The following is a 17,540-nucleotide window of genomic DNA, read 5'->3' on the forward strand; positions in this document are numbered from 1 at the left end:
TATTGGCATTTTTTTTGCTCATTTTTTTTTACTCCTCTTCTTATTAAATAGCTTATCTTAATTTACTTCTTGCACCCATCCAAAATAGAATATTTTATTCTAGGCAACGCTTGTAATCTTTTTTCAGTCATTGTAATACAGAACCATACCTTACTAAATTATAACACACAAACTTAACGTATGCCGTTTAACTCGATTAATTTTATTTATTTCTTTGGCGTAATATGTCCTATTTATTGGCTTTTTAAGGCTAACTTCAAAATCCAAAATATCATTCTCCTTGTCGGAAGTCTATATTTCTATGCACAGGTCGACCTTAAACTTTGTGCTTTGTGGGCTGTAATATCGCTGATAACATGGTCGCTTGGTAATGCTTTAGAGAAGTTTCAGCAAAGAAAAACCATCCTATGGCTTGGTCTTTTTCTCATATTCTCACAACTATTTATTGCCAAGTATTACAACTGGATGTTGGGTGATTTTTCAGGTACAACGTCAATCTATAAGTTTGCCTCCACCATTGGGCTTTCTTATTACACTTTGGCTGCCTCCAGTTATCTGGTAGATATTTACCGAAAAAAATTATCGCCTGTAACTAACCCCGTTACCCTAGGAGCTTATTTGTCTTTCTTTCCGCAACTTCTGTCTGGTCCGATTCCTATTGCTTACAAAGATCTTCCACAATATAGCCAATCGAGAAGTATTTCAATCAGTTCTGTTGAGGAGGCTACTCAGCGCATTTTATTTGGAATATTTAAAAAAGTAATCGTGGCTGGGTTATTAGCTAAGCCAGTCGACTATATCTTTTATAACCATAGCGAACTAGGATTTATTTACCTCTGGCTTGCCATTGTCCTCTATAGCTTTCAGGTTTATATGGATTTTTCTGGATACTCAGATATGGCTTGGGGAATTGCCAAACTCTTTGGTATTAAAATCAATGCGAATTTCAACTCCCCATTTATTTCAAGAACCATAGACGAATTTTGGCGTAGATGGCATTTATCACTCAGTGCTTGGCTCAAGGAGTATATCTACCTTCCGTTAGGCGGTAGAGGTAGCAGCAAGTGGCAATATATGGTCAATATCTTTATCGTGTTTTTTATGAGTGGTGTTTGGCATGGTGCCAACGCCAACTTTATTCTGTGGGGAAGTTTCAACGGACTTTTATTCATATTGGCAATTTTGACAGGTTGGACGAGAGAGAAAAATGATACCCAATATGGCATGAAAGGCTTTTTCTCGATGCTTTTAGTTTTTTTATCTATCGCTTTTACGAGAGTGTTTTTCAGGTCTCCCGACTTTGCTACTGCCATTACCTACTATCAAGACATGTTTAAACTCAATGACTTTTCTATCCCAGATATCGGAATCATGGGACTTGGTTTATCAGCAATGATAGTGTTTGTTGAATGGTTGCAGAGAAATAAGAAGCATCCTGCTGATATTTTTGGATGGTCGCTGTCAATTAGATTGGTCATTTACGCCAGTGTTATCAGTGTTATTTACTGGATGTGGCCAACTCAAAATCCCATCGAGTATATATACTTTAAATTTTAATATTACAGACTATAATAGATTAATCAATTTAGTAATTGTGTAGAATAAGAGCCGATGAATTTTAAATGTAAAAAACTGATAATCACAAAATTACATTCACAATTCATTGCTCACAATTCGGCACTAATACTTACCAACCCGTTAAAACAGTTTTGACATGATGAAAAAAACAAATTTGGCTTTTGCTTTTGCAACAGGAGTTATGATAATGGCTTGTAGCGACAAAAAACAAACGACTGAAACGCAATCGACCAATTTAAAAGAAACCGTACAAGCTGAATATCCTGAAATTCCAAGAGAAGAAATTCTTGAGGATGACACACTTTCCACAAAAGTGTACAATGAACTTAAGACACGCTATAAAAACCAGTTAGTAGAACTTCAAAAAGCTGTTAGCTCAAACGGTGCACAGCTAGTAATTACCTTTTTAAGTCCAGAAGTGGGCGAAAGTTTGACCAAAAGTAATCGTCTTGGCAAAGAACTGGTAGAAGGATATGCCAAAGAATTACAGGTCCCTTTTTATGATTTAACACAAAAACTAGCCAATCAAGACCCAAAAGTAGTTACGCAACTACCCAAGGACGGTCACTGGTCAAAAGAAGGCGCTAAAATTATTGCTGAAGAATTAACACCCATCATAAAACAATTCAGTACTGTAAAATCAACGAAGACGTTTGCAGAAAAGCCTGAAACTTTTGGGGATTTATTTCCCTCAAATGATGAAATTTTGGATGGTGGAAAAGGCCTTCCTTACCGTGTAAAAACCAATGCCCAAGGTTTGAGAATGGATACGGATGTATCAAGCACTAAAACCAAACAACGTATCTTGTTTTTGGGAGATTCGGAAATGTATTTTCCTTTTTTGGATAATAAAAATATTGGTACCAACCTCCTGCAAACTGCTTTTCCTGACAAAGAAATGTTGAATGCCGCCAACTGGGGGTATTCAATTGACGATTATGTGAGCTTGTATAAAGAAAAAGCTCAATTTGCTGAGCCAGATGTGGTCATTCTAACGGTCAATGGAAATGATTTTTTAGACATGTATTTTTCACATAGAAATCGTTTTTCAAGAAATAAACAACCACAAAATCCATCGGAAGTAGAAAAGAGTTTTTATCAAAAGCATTTTTCTAAGTAACAAATCGGGGTAAAAAGTCATGCTTTTTACCCCGATTATTCATTTTACCCTTGCATTCTAGGATATTTGAAGAAACTTGACAAAGTTTGCAGTTTTAATAGACCTACAAAACTTTAGAACTCGGATCAAAACTCTATGAATTCAAAACTTTATACAATCTTTCTTGGTGTTGCCTTGACGGCTTGTTCAACAGGAAAAAAAGCATTAGAAAAAGGAAATTTCGACGAGGCTGTTTACACGGCCGTCGAAAGACTTCAAAAAAGCCCTACCAATAGCACCTCTCAACAAGTTCTCAAGGAAGCTTATCCCTTAGCACTGAATTATCATCAGGGCAGAGTTAATAATTGGGAAAAATCTACAGAACCGTTTCATTGGGAAAAAGTAATCTCCGAGTACGATGCGATGAATCAACTTGGTTCGGCAATTGATAATTGCCCCCCTTGTATTCGTGTGATAGGCGATGGCAAAAAGTTTGTTGAGCCGCTACAAGCTGCTCGTAATTTGGCAGCGGCCGACCGATATGATTCTGGAAATTTCCATTTAGGCAATGCCAGAGGAAATCGTCAAGAGGCCAAAATGGCATTTTTAGACTTTGAACGCGCATCTCAAATTATTCCTGGGTACAAAGACGTTTCCAACAAAATGGATAATGCCTATTCGTATGCTGCCGTAAATGTCGTAGTGGAACAAGTAACGGTTACCTCAAAATTATACCAGTTGAGTAACGAATATTTTCAGGATAAGGTGAATGAGTTTTTAAGAACAAACCCTAAGATGAATATTTTCGTACAATTCTATGGTCCTCAACAAGCGAGTGATATAAAACTTAAACCGCAACAAATTATCCGTTTGCAATTCGACGAGTTCATGGTTGGGCAAACTTATATGAATACCAATACCGAAAATATTACGAGTAAGGATAGTGTGAAAGTAGGCGAAGCAACTGTAAACGGCAAGAAAGTACCTGTTTACAATAAAGTAACAGCCAAATATACCAAAAGTCGTAAAACAGTCACTTCAAACGGCATTTTGGATATGCAAATAATTGATTTTCAGACCAAGCAAGTTATTTATAGAGATAAAATACCTGGGAGTTTTGTGTGGGTAAACGAGTGGGCTAATTTCAACGGCGATGAACGTGCCTTAACCAAAGATCAATTGAATCTTTGCAAAAACAAGGAATTGTTGCCACCAGCACCACAAATTCTATTCACGGAATTTACCAAACCAATCTATGATCAGCTAACTCGAAAAATTCGTAAGTATTACGAGAATTATTAATAAACAAGTCCTTTTCAATAGTCCAGTATTTTCTCTATCGAAGAAAATACTGGACTATTTTTATGTAAGTATTTCTCGGTAGAAATTTATATCATTTTCTAAAAAATTACTTACCCAAACTACTTGACTTATTCGGTCACTTGGGTATATTTACGCTAACTCTGTTAATTTTTACTTATATACGTTTCGTCCTATGCACAAAAAAATGCTGTGGATATTGTTAGCTTGGGGGAGCATCAATATTCAGGCACAAACTTTGCGTAAGTCTTCTGTCAACAAACGGAAGGCACGTACCTCCATTGCTAAAAATCAACCCAAAAAATCTTCTCACAAAAAACTATCCCAACCAAAGCTAAAAAGCAAGTTTAGGACAGTTGCGCATTCAACCCTTCCAATCGGAATTGCCAAAGATGGCCTGTTAAGGGCAGATTCTTTATTCAAATCGGGGCAACATAACATGGCGTTTCCTTTGTATCTCGATTACAAGGATACTCCAATGATGAAGGCTAGCTCATTAAAGAATTTGGCAATTTGCTTCAAAGAGACTGGTGATTTTCTAAATGCTCAAAAGTATTTCAAACGAGCTTATTTGTATGATTCTGACCCAGATTCTGCCACAGAACTTGGTAAATTATACCTTTCAGGAGTATCCGAAATTCCCAAAAATGCACTTCTTGCTAAGGATTACTTTGAGATGGCTTATCGGGTAGGTAATCTGGAGGCGGGGTTTCAACTTGGTAGATTATATTGGTTTGGAGCAAACCAGATTGAAGCAAATTTCCCCAAAGCTTTGGATATTCTCACCGATGTTGGTCAAAAGGGGCATACCGAAGCACAATGGATGCTAGCCAATCTGTACACAAAGGGCACGCCCAATACGCCGAAAAATCTTCCTGAAGCCAAAAAATGGTACCGACTTTATAATCAGAGCATTAGTTTAAAAAACACCCTTATAAGTAACAACTAAATCACCTAATCCTTGAAGGATTTGGTGCTGGCTTTTAGTACCTTCTGTCTTAACCAATCATTATTAACCCCAACTCCATACCCATGAAAACGATAATATTAGCACTTCTTATCACTATCTCGAATTTAACCTTTTTGATAGCTCAAAATACTACATCCGTTGACGCTGGCAATCAAATTTCGCTGGGCACAGCTGTCAATATAGCAGGCAAACAACGTATGCTAACCCAAAGGATGGCAAAAGATTTTGTATATATTGGAATGAATATCCATACAGAACTAGCTACCAAGGAGCGAGCTTCCTCCATCATTCTTTTTGAGGAAAACTTCAAAGTATTATCAGGTTTTGCACCATCAGAAAAAATCAAAGCACACCTGATAAAAGAGGAAGTTTTGTGGAAAGAATATAAAAAGCTCATTAGCGCCGAAACAACGAAGGATAATGCTGTTTTGATTTTAGAGAAAAATACCTCTGTTTTAACAGCCTGTGACGAATTGGTCAAGGCATACGTGGAATATGCTGGAACTCTCCCGAAGCAACCTAATTCGGAAGGAGCTACCATTTTATCGATCGCCGAAAATACCAATACCGCTGGTCGCCAAAGAATGTTATCGCAAAGACTCACTTTTTATTATGCAGCCTATGTTTGGGGAATTACAGAGCAATTTCCAACTGAAAAAATTAAATCTTTTGCAGAGTTTATTCAGCAAAATTTTAGCAAACTCATTATATCTGAGGTTAACACTACAGATATCGACGATGCTCTGGCCAACGTAATTGCAGATTGGAGAGAAGTTGAGGAACGATGTACAAAAGACAATTGTTATACTTTTGAGAATAAAGGAATGGATGTTGCTCAGATGTTTAAGGTCACAAGCAACATTTTACAGAAGATGGATAAGATAACGGGAATGTATGCAAAACTCCTAGAATAACGTTCTCTATGCCAATTTGTTAGCAAATTCCATTCTATAACATAGATTATTTTCCTTCAAAGTGAACCAATATTGTTGAATAAAATGTTTTAACTTTGACGAAATACATTAACTATAACGATTAAAAAAATGGGAAATTACGTAGTAGCTACTGACGCAAACTTTCAGGAGCTTATTAACTCAGACAAACCTGTATTAGTAGATTTTTGGGCAGAATGGTGTGGACCATGTAAAATGATCGGTCCAGTTGTAGAGGCTCTTGCTGACGACGTAGATGGTCAAGCAGTAGTAGCTAAAATGGACGTAGATGCAAACTCAGTAGTTCCTGCAACTTTAGGTATCCGTTCTATCCCTACTTTGATGATTTTCAAAAATGGTGAATTGAAAGAAAGATTAGTAGGTGGTAATATCCCTAAATCTGTATTGGAACAAACTCTTTTGAAACACGCATAATAAGAATTTGAAAAGTGTTTTATGCTTTTCAAGCTTAAATTTATACGATTTCAATTGTTTTTATATAAGGGCGAAGTTAGATGATTTCTAACTTCGCCTTTTTATTTCCGCAAGAATACCCAATTATTTTCTGCAACCTTCCATAAATATTTTGATTCTTTCAAACTTTTTTGCTTCTCAGATTGTTTAGCAATCGAGCTATCAAGGTTAATAGCTCATAATCTATCACCACCGTATGCTGCTGTGCAGATTTTTTTGCACCATTTGAAACATTCATACCACTTGTTAGCCTGTATCTCTTGATTGAGCTACGACACACGCATTTTTTGCGTAATTTTGCATTATGTTAGAAAGACCGATTACCGACTGGTTGCCTCTTACCAAAAAAGAGATTGAAAAACGTGGCTGGGACGATGTAGACGTAGTATTGATTTCGGGAGATGCCTACGTAGATCACCCTGCTTTTGGTACTGCCGTAATCGGCCGTATTATCGAAAGCGAGGGCTTTAGAGTAGCAGTTGTGGCACAACCCAACTGGAAAGATGATTTAAGAGATTTTAAAAAATTTGGTCGTCCAAAATATTTCTTTGGCGTAACGGCTGGCTGTATGGATTCAATGGTGAATCACTATACCGCCAACAAGCGTTTGCGCTCTAATGACTCCTATACCCCAGGTGGCGAAGCTGGCTATCGTCCAGACTATGCCACGACTGTATATACCAAAATCCTGAAAGAATTATACCCAGATGTGCCCGTATTGATTGGGGGTATTGAGGCTTCTTTGCGTCGTGTCACACACTATGACTATTGGCAAGACAGATTGATGCCAACGATCTTAGAGGATTCTGGTGCAGATTTGTTGGTTTATGGCATGGGAGAACAACCTCTCAGGGAATTATTGCGATTGGTTAAGCAAGGTATTCCGATGAATACTATCAAAAACGTGAACCAAATTGCCTATTTACAGCCATCAAATGAGCCTTTACAAGAATTTAATGGATGGGAAACGGTTGAATTGGCAAGTCACGAGGTTTGTTTGAAAGACAAAATTAAATATGCTTCCAATTTCAAAATTGTAGAAGTTGAGTCGAATAAATGGCAAGCCAATCGTATTACTCAACAAGTAGGTAAAAAAACATTGGTAATCAATCCTCCTTTTAAGACAATGGAGGAGACCGAAATGGATAAATCTTTTGATTTGCCATACACTCGGCTACCGCACCCGAAATACAAAAAGAGAGGTACGATTCCTGCCTACGAGATGATTAAATTCTCCTTGAATATGCACCGTGGCTGTTTTGGAGGATGTAGCTTTTGTACTATTTCGGCACACCAAGGTAAGTTTATTGCTTCAAGAAGTGAAACCTCTATTATGAAGGAAGTTGAGCAAATTGCACAACATCCTGAATTTAAGGGTTATATCTCTGACCTAGGCGGACCATCAGCCAACATGTACCGCATGAAAGGTAAAGATGAGTCGATTTGTGCCAGATGTCAGAGTCCGAGCTGTATTCACCCTGTGATTTGCTCAAACTTAGATACTTCTCATAAGCCATTGACGCAATTGTACAAAAAGGTAGATGAGCATCCGAAAATCAAAAAAGCATTCGTAGGTTCTGGAGTTCGTTATGATTTATTGGTTGATGATTTCAACAAAAATAATCAAGACGGAAACCATGATGAATACATGGAACAATTGATTACACGTCACGTGTCGGGTCGTTTGAAGGTAGCGCCAGAGCATACTTCTGACAACACCTTGAAAATCATGCGTAAACCTTCTTTCAAATATTTCAGAAAGTTTAAGGAGAAATATGATGAAATTCAGACGAAACACGGCATGAATCAACCTCTGATTCCGTACTTTATCTCGTCGCACCCTGGTTGTGAGGAGGTAGATATGGCTAACTTGGCGGCTGAAACCAAAGACTTGGGCTTCCAACTAGAACAAGTTCAGGATTTTACGCCAACCCCAATGACAGTAGCTGAGGTAATTTACTATTCTGGTGTACACCCATACACTTTACAGCCTATTGCTACGGCTAAAACAAGAGAAGAAAAATTAGCGCAAAACAAATATTTCTTCTGGTACAAACCAGAAATCAAGACTTGGATTAAGCAACGTTTGATTAAACTCAAACGCCCTGATTTAGCGGAAAAATTATTGGCAAATCCTAAAAAACAAGCCGCAGATCAGATTGCCGAATTTGATAAATCTTCTAATAGCCAACGAAGAAAAAACAAATTTAGAAGATAAGCTTTTGAGTGCGGAGTTAAGAATGTGGAGTTTGGAGTGGACAAAGGATTTCTGATTTGGGATTTCTGATTTCGGACACATAGAATATAGACTTATCCCAGAATAAGGATTTTCCTTCAAGTATTTTCATTAAAAAGCGGTCGAAAATTGATTTTTCGACCGCTTTTTTTGATAGGATAATGCTTAATCATGAAGCATTGATTAAAAACAATCACTCAACTACTCAATCACTAACTCACTCAATAAGAACTTCTAAGAAAAGTATTTATTTTTCAGCAAATTAAAGGAAAAACGGAGGTGCTTGTTAAAAGCAATATACAACGCTACCAAGAATAAGCCGTAGCCCCATACGGTAAAAAGCTCCATATTTCCCAATAAAAAAGACTGGGTCTGCACTCCTGCATTGACTTTCTTCATGGCCAAAGTGGCGGCTGGCGCAAGGTCATATCCTTTTTGAACAAATGATTCTTGGATGGTACTCACGATTCCTGTTGTGGTTGGATTTTCGGGTAACAGTTTTTCCAGAAAAATATATCGATGTTTATTGATAAAATACACTTGAAAATTTTGAACTAAACAAAAACCAATATTCGTGCCCCAAAACCTTCCTGCCACACCAATTGCACCTGCAAACGGAGCTAAATAAGCTGGAACAGCCGAAACGGTATTGAGCACCAAAGGCACAAACAATACCCCTACTCCAACACCCTGCAACATATAAGGAATCCACATTTGCGAAAGTGCCACATCAGGTAAAAATAAAAAAGTAAACCACCAATGGTAAATAGCCATCGTCAAAAAGCCTAGAATCAAAATCAGTTTGGTAGGCAACTTTTTTACCATCATCGTTCCAGCAATGGTCATTCCGAAAAAGACACCTAACAGGTTTAAATACTGTACATGTGCTACTCTGAGCGGTTCCCATTGCCAGACTTTACTCATGGTGGTGTGACATATCGTCAGTGTAGCTCTGGAGATATAAAAAACAATGAAAAGTAACAAACTCAATCGTAAGTTTCGATAAGAAAACACTCGCATATCAAAACAACTACGTCGGTAAGTCATTTGTCGTATAATAAACAAAGCGCTCAATACCAAGCTAGTAATGGCACAAATAACAATATTCTCAGACTGAAACCAATACAATTTTTCGCCATAATTGAGCACATATACACCTGTCAAGATTGCAATGGTCAACAAAACAAAACTGGTCCAGTCAACTTTATAAAGCGGTATTTTTCGATGAAAACGATTAGCTGTAAATGTTAGCCATATCAGGCTTGCCACCATAATTTGGAAAATAGCAGATCCAAAAGTCATGTATTTCCAATCGTGTACATCGAGCAACCAAACTGCAATATTGACTATGAAGGGACTTGCAGCCAACAAAGCACCATAGGTAATCGAAAAAACGATAATCGTTGCGTTAGGACTTTTAGTTCTAGACAACATCAAAATACGCAATGGTATCCAAGGCAATGCCATTAATATTCCTTCGAGTATTCGCAGAAAGGCAAAAACAACAAAATCGTTGGTATAGGCAGAAGTCACAAATAATACTGCCGAAAGCAGATAAATCGAAATAAGATAGTTGCGCGGAGGAAAATATTTGAATAGTCGACTTTCTATTAATATCGTCGCCAGAAAAGTGCCATAGGTTAGACTCATACTAAATTGTAAGTCTTCAGGCTCAATGTCGAAATAACTGGCAGCATAAGAAATATTGGAAGTGTATAATCCAAGCAAAGCCATGGTATGCAACATACAAATCACCAGCACCACCTGAATAGCCCAATTAGGCACCCAAGGTTTGAAAATGGATGTTTTCTTCATCTTTAAATATATGTTCAAAGCAAAATACCTCTAAAACCAGCGTTCATAATAAGGTACTTTCACCGCTAATGTTTGGCAAAAACCTCCACATTCAGCCCAGCTCTCAATAAAGGATAGGCGACATCGGTTATTTCTTGGATAGATATTTTCACAGGAACTCGCTGTTCAATTTTGACAAAATTACCTGTAGCATTGTCGGGAGGAAGCAACGAAAATCGTGCTCCTGAGGCGGGAGAAAAAGAGATAATTTGTCCATGCCATACTTTATCACCTGTGACATCGGCTTTGAATTCAACCGTTTGACCAATTTTCAGAAAACGAATCTGGGTTTCTTTAAAATTGGCAACCATCCATTTTTCCTTACTTACTACAGACAAAAGGGTTTGTCCTTCTTTGATTAATTGTCCAGGCTGAATAGTTCGTTTTCCTACCCAACCGTCATACGGGGCTGTAATAACGGTGTATGAGTAAAATAATTTTGCATTATCCAAACTAGCTTTTTTCTGTTGAATAATGGTATTGCCAAACGGAATTACCGAATTTGCCTCGCTTGCCATCAGTTCTGTGCTATGGATTTTTTCAATTATTTCCTGATAATTGCTTTGAGCAGCCTCATAAGACGTTTTGGCACTTTCTACTCGCTGTTCAGTCGTTGCCTCCTCTTTCAACAAATTGAGCTGACGCTGATACTCTCTTTCCATTTCCCAAACTTTTGCCTTCAATGCACTCAATTGTGCTTGATGTATTGCCACATTGCTTTGCGTAGTTTGTGCCTTTTTAGTAATAACATTTTCGTTTTTTAAGGCATTTTCAAAATCGGCATACGCCATATCTAGTTTAGCCTTATACTCACGTTCATCAAGCTGAATCAACGTATCTCCTTTATGGACAAAACCGTTATCCTGATAGTTAACTGCCTTTACATATCCTGTCACACGACTCATGACTGGCGTAACATATTGCTCTATTTGGGCATCATTGGTTTGCTCATGATTACGATAATACATGATATACCAGCCTCCTAAGGCAATGCCTCCGAGGGTAAGTCCGCTGGCAAAAACACTGACTACTGCATTAAAAATTCGACTTGTATCGTTTGGCTTAATTTGATTCATTGTAAAAAACAGCCTAAGGGACAGTTATTAGAAAAAAGAGAATTATTTCCTTCAATTACCTAATAACTAACCCCTTATGCCCATTTAGTTGAGTTGACCTGAAGTGTAAAGAAGATCGTAGTATTTTGCCACAGCATCTATTTGTGCTGACAAAAGTTGATAGCGAGTTCGAAACAAAGCTGTATCAGCATCCATCAATTCGGTATGTAATGCCATTTGGTTAAAATACTTTTGTTTCAGAATTCTATAATTTTCATTGGCCTGTGCAATCGCTTTTTCAATAACCTTTATCTTATCCTGAGTTTCCAGCCATGCCATATATCTTCGATACATAACATCTTGAATGGCATCTTTTTGAATCTTTTCTTGAACTTGTGCAAGCTCAATCGATTGCTTTGCCATAGCTAATTTGGTCTTGACTTTAAACAAGTGAGAAATACTAAAATTCATATCAATCCCAATTCTCCCAAGGCTATACAGGTATGGATGTGGAGGAAATAAGAACAACATATAGTTGGGATAGTTGTAACCAAAAGTCCCAAACAAACTCAAAGTTGGCTTGGTCGATGCTTTGATGGCTTGGTATCCCAACTCATTAATTTCAGTAGCTTGTTGTTTTATTTTTACCTCCTCACGATTTAAAGCACCTTCTTGAAGCTTATCTATCAACAATTCTGTATGATTCATGCTGAGAGCCGACTTAGTGTCTAGCAACAGAGTATCTCTTTCTGGAATCTGTAGAAGAGTTTTCAAATCATTGAGCAATACTTTTGTATTTCGCTCATTAGTCAAAATATCGAGGGTTGAATTTGAGCATTGAAGACTCGCTTGTAACACTTCTTCTTTGGTAATTGTACCATTTTTTTTGAAAGCACTTACCAAATTAAGTCGTTCGTTTTGTTCTTTTAGCGTTTCTTTCAAAAGTGAGTCAAGCGCCACCAACTTACAAATCCCCAAATAGGTTTGTATGACTTCAAGGGCTTTTTCTCGGTAAACTTGTTTCTCTTGAAGTTGCGCAATTTCTACTCTTTTTTCAGCTTGCTTAATACCAATTTTGATTCTTCCACCTTGATAAAGAGGCATTTTGACATTCACAGTTGCATCATATATGTCAGGAATTGTCTGGTAATGAACTACTTGGTCTGCATGTTGATACTCAACCATATTGCTCATACGATAATACGAAGCATGAAAATCTAAATCTGGTAGCTGAATTTCTCTTTCTTCCTTTACTTTTTCGTGGGCTACTTCAGTCTGAATCCTTGCTTGTAAGAGATAAGGACTGTTTTCTTTCAAGCGATTCAGAGCCTCCGATAAATTTAAAGAAACCTTATTGCTTGTGGTATGGCTAATATGTTGTCCATAAGTGGTTTGGGCAAGCATAAGCAAACCTCCAAGGAAAAAACTCTTTCCTTGAATTGGCTGTTTGTACGTTGTCATAAAATCAACTCAGATACTATAAATGTACCTGATTGCGAGAGTGAAAAATGAAAATATGTTTGGGTGAAAGTTTATAAATTCCTCCACCAATAAATTTTAACTAATATCATTCTTAAAAACAGGTGCAAAACTATTTTACCCTCATGGCATGGGATATGAGTACCACAATTTTGTACCATCCTCATACTCATTGTCCCAATTAACAAGTAATCTAAACCACTATCTTTTACTGGATTGATGCTACTCTTTCTAATTCAGTGGTCATTCTACCCGTTTTCTGTAATCTTTCGTGCCAACTAAGTGCCTCGCCAAGTAAATGAGGCGTTTGTCCTCCTTTCTCCAAAGCTCTGGTATAATAATCCAACAAAGCTTCTCGGTAATCGGAGTGTGCACAGTTTTCGATAATAACTTTGGCTCGTTCGCGTGGAGCTAAACCTCGTAAATCTGCTAGTCCAAAATCAGTTACCAAAATATCAACATCGTGCTCAGTATGATCTACATGGGCTACCATAGGTACTACATGTGAGATTGTGTCATTTTTGGAAGCAGCTTGGCACACAAAAATGCTTAAATAGGCATTTCTGGCAAAATCACCTGAACCACCGATTCCGTTCATCATTTTGGTACCGTAAATATGCGTTGAGTTTACATTTCCGTAGATATCAAACTCGATGGCAGTATTGATCGCAATAACGCCCAATCGGCGTATCACCTCCGCTGAATTACTAATATTCTGAGGTCGAAGTAGGATTTTGTCTTTATATCGTTCAAAATTGATAAAAAGCTTTTGATACCATTCCTTCGAAACCGTAATAGAAGACGCTGAAGCAAAATCCATTTTTCCTGCATCGATTAGCTCAAAAGTACTATCCTGTAATACCTCTGAATACATCGTAAGACCCTCGAAGGGACTATTGACAAAACCTTGTAAAATGGCATTCGCCACCTTACCAATACCCGCTTGTAGCGGCAACAAATGGTAGGAAAGTTTACCTTTATGTACTTCTTTTTCAAAAAATTCAATCAAATGTGCCGCAATAGCATCTGTTTTTGCTTCAGGTGGAGCGATTGTAGCTGCGCTATCCGACAAGTTTGTAAAGACAACCGCCACCACCTTAGCAGGATCAAATTCGATACCGATACTCCCTATACGGTCATCGACTTTTTCAATCAATATAGGTTTACGAAAAGGATAACGTTCGGGGATATGAATATCATGAATCCCAGCGATACTCGTTGGCACAGCCATATTGACCTCAATAATCAACTGTTTGGCTTGTTGGACAAAAGTTGCTGAATTACCAACCGAAGTAGTTGGAATCAATTGTCCATCGGCTCTAATCATGGCAACTTCAATCACCGCCAAATCGATAGGATGAATATTTTCGGCTTGCAATAATTCCGCTGTTTCTCCCAAGTGTTGGTCTATAAAAAGTACCTCCCCATCGTTGATATGACTTCTTAAGCCGTTATCAGATTGAAAGGGCATACGCTTATATAGTGCGTGTGATTCTGCCAATAATCCATCGGTATCATGACCCAGAGAGGCTCCCGTTAGCAAGGTTATCTTCAGCGGATTAGATTGGGCACGTTCGGCTAATGCTTGCAAAACGGCCTTACTATCGCCTGCACGTGTGAAGCCACTAGAGCCTACAACCATGCCATCTTCTATTAAAGCAGCAGCTTCTTGTGCGGTTTTTACTTTGGCAAGCAAAGTAGGAATTTGGATTCTCTCTGAATTCATGATTTGTTCCTCCGAAAAATAGTTAGAGTTTCTTGTGCGTTTGTTTTGTTTCTTGAAATATGGTAAGACAAAATTAGCGAGTATCTTTGTGGTAGAAATATCTACAAAAGCCAACTATTTATCAATTTTTGCCAAAATGACTCCGCAACGATATTACCTTACTGAAGTTGATAAGGTGGAAGACTCTATCTATTGTTTTCACGACGCTATGGGCGAAAACGACATTCAGCTACATCAACATAAAAAGGCACAATTGCTATATACTGAAGGTGGTGTCGTACATATTTCGGTACCTGACAAAACCTATTTTTTGCCAGCTAGACATTATATGTGGATTCCACCCGAAGTACCACATAGTATTCATGCGAGTTCACCTGAAATCATGATGCGTAATCTGTATTTTCCCATCAAAAATCAGGGAATAGATTTTTTCCAACAAATAGGTATTTATGCGGTCAATGATTTATTACTCCAATTACTCTTGTTTTCGAATCGCTGGCATGGAGATATTTTGACAAGTTCGCAAGAAGATTATATCATAGCAGAGGCTATACGTGCTATTTTGCCACAAATCAGTACGATGAATTTACCGTTAGCTTTACCTTTTTCAAATAACCAAAGGCTCGAAAAAATATTAGCGTTTATGGCAAGTAATTTACATAACCCTATTGCATTTCCTGAGCTATGTGATAAGTTTGGGTTTAGTCAACGAAGTTTAGCAAGGTTATTTCATGCAGAATTAGGCATGACTTTTATTCAATATTATACGATATTAAGAATTTTGAAATCTTTACAACTATTGCTGGAAGAAAAATTACCCGTAAGCGAGGTTGCGATTAGTGTAGGCTATAGTAGCATACCTACATTTAGTAACACTTTTTGCAATCTCATTGGCTGTCGCCCGTCAGAATATTTAAAAATACAGACTACCATATTAAAATAAACGAAGTTCAACTTCAAATAAACGATAAATAGAAACATTCCTTAAAATTCAAAAATGTAATTATTTTTATAAAAAATTACATTATACCGCAATACGATTAACTTTTGTCAATGATTTTACTTATCTTAAATAAAAAAAACATCAATTATCACTAATTTGCATCCAATATCACCAAATCATGTGATATAAATTTTTCCTCAAAAATTTTGATTTTATTTTTTATGGTAATAACTTTCAGTTGTAGAAGAATGTGGACTTCAATTAATATCTGAAAAGCTTCTTTTACCTTAACTAACTAACACCCAATTATATTTATCTACCCTCTTTTTGTTTTCCATACGAAAACAAATCATCAAATGGTGTTTTTTAGGATAGTATAATTTCCTTCTTTCGAAAAGGATTTTAAAATGAATAATGGATTTTATTTTAAGTCTAACACATAAAACTTTAACTTTATAGCCTTACTTTGTAAAAAAGCCTCAGAGAAATCTGAGGCTTTTGATGTTTTTCATGGTTAATAATTATTAACCCATTGCATTACTCTTGGAGAATTACTTCCATCTTCCGAGTAAGTATTCACTTTGTCTCCTTCGCGAATGCCTGCTGAAAGGTTATTTTTAGTAAAGTCATACACAATAATAAAATTGGTAGCTCCACAGTTATGTTGCTCACAACCATTTGCTACAAAGAGATTGTTTTTTACTTCAATAGGAACCTCGACAGCCCAAGTGCTTACCATAAATTGGTAACGATTTCCCAATAATTTTTTAAGACGAGTTGTTAAACTTTGTGAGTTAAATAATTTTACATCAAAAGGGTACTTTCCTTGAAGTTTTCTCAGAAAAGCCATAGACGGTTCATCACCTACAGTGTTTTTTTGTGTTTCTACAATTTTCGCCACTGAGTGTTGTGATATACCTACGGTTAATAGGCTCATCATAACGGCGGCACTCACGGTAATCTTTTTCATTTCTTATACGTTTATACCTATTTGGGTTCAAGACATCTTTTCAAATATAACGGATAAGTTCTGGAAACACGTATTATTTTTTTCAAGCCAATTGCTTTACCGAAATAGAGTCGTAACCTATTTAGCACAAAAAACCAAGCAATAAAATACTTAAAATCAAACACTTAAATAATTATCATCAGTATCAAAATCACCTTAATTGTTAGTTTAATTCTGATGATTTAGTATTCTCAAAACCTCTGCATCACCTTCTGCCAAATCAAAGATGGTATAACCCTCAATGTTAGGAATATTTTTATCCGCACCAGCCTTTATCAACAATTCAATACTTTTCAAATGAGCACTTCTTGCGATATTTTTATCCTGATAAGTCCCATGAACAGCCCAAAATAATGGCGTTGAGGTAAACTCAATACATTTTTGATTCAAATCAAGATCTTTTTGTAACAATACTTCCAGCAATTCAACACCACCACACCAAGCTGCCCAGTGTAAGGCAGTTCCGCCAAAACATCCTTGATGGTGTAAATTAGCCCCTTTGCTAAGATAATACTTCCCAAGTTGATTAGCGTAAAGACTAGCCGCAGCAATTAGGGGTGTATCTTGAAGAATTTTCAAATCTTGACCGTCAATATTTGCGCCAAAATCAAGTAAAATACTAGCTAGCTCGATTCCTTTTTCTTCAGAAATATCCTTCGTAAATACCCAATCAGCAATTCGGTGCAAGGGATGTGCCAAAGCAGGGGTTTTGTCATCTAGTGGAACTCCACTATTTGCCAACTCAGGATTTGATGCGAGCGTGGAATGGAGTAATATAGTATCGCCAGTTTTTAAGATTGATTGTAACATAGTAAAAATGATTAAAGGTTAAGAATATCAAATTTACTAGTTTTTGTTACGAAAT

Annotated in this window: 14 protein-coding genes; 8 read left to right on the forward strand and 6 right to left on the reverse strand. The window is 37.1% G+C overall.

From position 1 onward, the window contains the following. Positions 1-180 precede the first annotated feature (180 nt). The 7 genes from GVN22_RS16975 (at position 181) to GVN22_RS17005 (ending at position 8,591) form a co-directional block, all read left to right on the forward strand. Entirely contained in the window at positions 181-1,557 is a 1,377-nt protein-coding gene (locus GVN22_RS16975) for an MBOAT family protein (RefSeq protein ID WP_166552205.1), read from the forward strand. A 157-nt stretch (positions 1,558-1,714) separates the two neighbouring features. Continuing rightward, positions 1,715-2,698 carry a hypothetical protein gene (locus GVN22_RS16980; RefSeq protein WP_166552206.1) on the forward strand — a complete coding sequence of 328 codons (984 nt, stop codon included), beginning with the start codon at positions 1,715-1,717 and terminating at the stop codon, positions 2,696-2,698. A gap of 135 nt (positions 2,699-2,833) precedes the next feature. Further along, positions 2,834-3,979, forward strand: coding sequence for a hypothetical protein (locus GVN22_RS16985; RefSeq protein ID WP_166552207.1), 1,146 nt, complete (start codon positions 2,834-2,836; stop codon positions 3,977-3,979). Positions 3,980-4,184: 205 nt separating this feature from the next. Further along, complete coding sequence (locus GVN22_RS16990) at positions 4,185-4,946, forward strand: tetratricopeptide repeat protein (protein WP_166552208.1); 762 nt, start codon at positions 4,185-4,187, stop codon at positions 4,944-4,946. An 83-nt stretch (positions 4,947-5,029) separates the two neighbouring features. Beyond that, positions 5,030-5,881, forward strand: coding sequence for a type IV pili methyl-accepting chemotaxis transducer N-terminal domain-containing protein (locus GVN22_RS16995; RefSeq protein WP_166552209.1), 852 nt, complete (start codon positions 5,030-5,032; stop codon positions 5,879-5,881). 129 nt (positions 5,882-6,010) lie between these two features. Further along, the gene (trxA, locus tag GVN22_RS17000; RefSeq protein WP_095163746.1) at positions 6,011-6,334 is read left to right on the forward strand and encodes a thioredoxin; all 324 of its coding nucleotides are present in this window, start codon (positions 6,011-6,013) and stop codon (positions 6,332-6,334) included. 343 nt (positions 6,335-6,677) lie between these two features. Next, positions 6,678-8,591, forward strand: a complete 1,914-nt coding sequence (locus GVN22_RS17005; RefSeq protein ID WP_166552210.1) for a YgiQ family radical SAM protein — start codon at positions 6,678-6,680, stop codon at positions 8,589-8,591. A gap of 252 nt (positions 8,592-8,843) precedes the next feature. On the opposite strand, the gene GVN22_RS17010 is transcribed toward GVN22_RS17005, so the two are convergent. From GVN22_RS17010 to GVN22_RS17025, 4 genes are all read right to left on the reverse strand, one after another. After that, complete coding sequence (locus GVN22_RS17010) at positions 8,844-10,424, reverse strand: MFS transporter (protein ID WP_166552211.1); 1,581 nt, start codon at positions 10,422-10,424, stop codon at positions 8,844-8,846. Positions 10,425-10,489: 65 nt separating this feature from the next. Beyond that, complete coding sequence (locus GVN22_RS17015) at positions 10,490-11,539, reverse strand: HlyD family secretion protein (protein ID WP_166552212.1); 1,050 nt, start codon at positions 11,537-11,539, stop codon at positions 10,490-10,492. An 84-nt stretch (positions 11,540-11,623) separates the two neighbouring features. Continuing rightward, positions 11,624-12,979 (reverse strand): TolC family protein, encoded by a 1,356-nt coding sequence (locus GVN22_RS17020; RefSeq protein WP_166552213.1) that lies wholly within the window; start codon positions 12,977-12,979, stop codon positions 11,624-11,626. A 226-nt stretch (positions 12,980-13,205) separates the two neighbouring features. Then, on the reverse strand, positions 13,206-14,723 hold the full coding sequence (locus GVN22_RS17025; RefSeq protein ID WP_166552214.1) for a succinate CoA transferase: 1,518 nt from the start codon (positions 14,721-14,723) through the stop codon (positions 13,206-13,208). Between the two features lie 88 nt (positions 14,724-14,811). Here GVN22_RS17025 and GVN22_RS17030 point away from each other — a divergent pair, with 88 nt between their 5' ends. Next, on the forward strand, positions 14,812-15,666 hold the full coding sequence (locus GVN22_RS17030; protein WP_370520429.1) for a helix-turn-helix domain-containing protein: 855 nt from the start codon (positions 14,812-14,814) through the stop codon (positions 15,664-15,666). 514 nt (positions 15,667-16,180) lie between these two features. On the opposite strand, the gene GVN22_RS17035 is transcribed toward GVN22_RS17030, so the two are convergent. Together GVN22_RS17035 and GVN22_RS17040 are read right to left on the reverse strand one after the other, a co-directional pair. Beyond that, the gene (locus tag GVN22_RS17035; protein WP_166552215.1) at positions 16,181-16,636 is read right to left on the reverse strand and encodes a hypothetical protein; all 456 of its coding nucleotides are present in this window, start codon (positions 16,634-16,636) and stop codon (positions 16,181-16,183) included. Positions 16,637-16,843: 207 nt separating this feature from the next. Further along, complete coding sequence (locus GVN22_RS17040; protein ID WP_166552216.1) at positions 16,844-17,485, reverse strand: ankyrin repeat domain-containing protein; 642 nt, start codon at positions 17,483-17,485, stop codon at positions 16,844-16,846. Positions 17,486-17,540 lie beyond the last annotated feature (55 nt).

It is taken from the genome of Cellulophaga sp. BC115SP (assembly GCF_009905545.1).
Classification (GTDB): Bacteria; Bacteroidota; Bacteroidia; order Cytophagales; family Spirosomataceae; genus Flectobacillus; species Flectobacillus rivi.

Coding starts and splice junctions, on each gene's coding strand:
- GVN22_RS16975 (WP_166552205.1), top strand. CDS start 181: ATGCCGTTTAACTCGATTAATTTTATTTATTTCTTTGGCGTAATATGT.
- GVN22_RS16980 (WP_166552206.1), top strand. CDS start 1,715: ATGATGAAAAAAACAAATTTGGCTTTTGCTTTTGCAACAGGAGTTATG.
- GVN22_RS16985 (WP_166552207.1), top strand. CDS start 2,834: ATGAATTCAAAACTTTATACAATCTTTCTTGGTGTTGCCTTGACGGCT.
- GVN22_RS16990 (WP_166552208.1), top strand. CDS start 4,185: ATGCTGTGGATATTGTTAGCTTGGGGGAGCATCAATATTCAGGCACAA.
- GVN22_RS16995 (WP_166552209.1), top strand. CDS start 5,030: ATGAAAACGATAATATTAGCACTTCTTATCACTATCTCGAATTTAACC.
- trxA (WP_095163746.1), top strand. CDS start 6,011: ATGGGAAATTACGTAGTAGCTACTGACGCAAACTTTCAGGAGCTTATT.
- GVN22_RS17005 (WP_166552210.1), top strand. CDS start 6,678: ATGTTAGAAAGACCGATTACCGACTGGTTGCCTCTTACCAAAAAAGAG.
- GVN22_RS17010 (WP_166552211.1), bottom strand. CDS start 10,424: ATGAAGAAAACATCCATTTTCAAACCTTGGGTGCCTAATTGGGCTATT.
- GVN22_RS17015 (WP_166552212.1), bottom strand. CDS start 11,539: ATGAATCAAATTAAGCCAAACGATACAAGTCGAATTTTTAATGCAGTA.
- GVN22_RS17020 (WP_166552213.1), bottom strand. CDS start 12,979: ATGACAACGTACAAACAGCCAATTCAAGGAAAGAGTTTTTTCCTTGGA.
- GVN22_RS17025 (WP_166552214.1), bottom strand. CDS start 14,723: ATGAATTCAGAGAGAATCCAAATTCCTACTTTGCTTGCCAAAGTAAAA.
- GVN22_RS17035 (WP_166552215.1), bottom strand. CDS start 16,636: ATGAAAAAGATTACCGTGAGTGCCGCCGTTATGATGAGCCTATTAACC.
- GVN22_RS17040 (WP_166552216.1), bottom strand. CDS start 17,485: ATGTTACAATCAATCTTAAAAACTGGCGATACTATATTACTCCATTCC.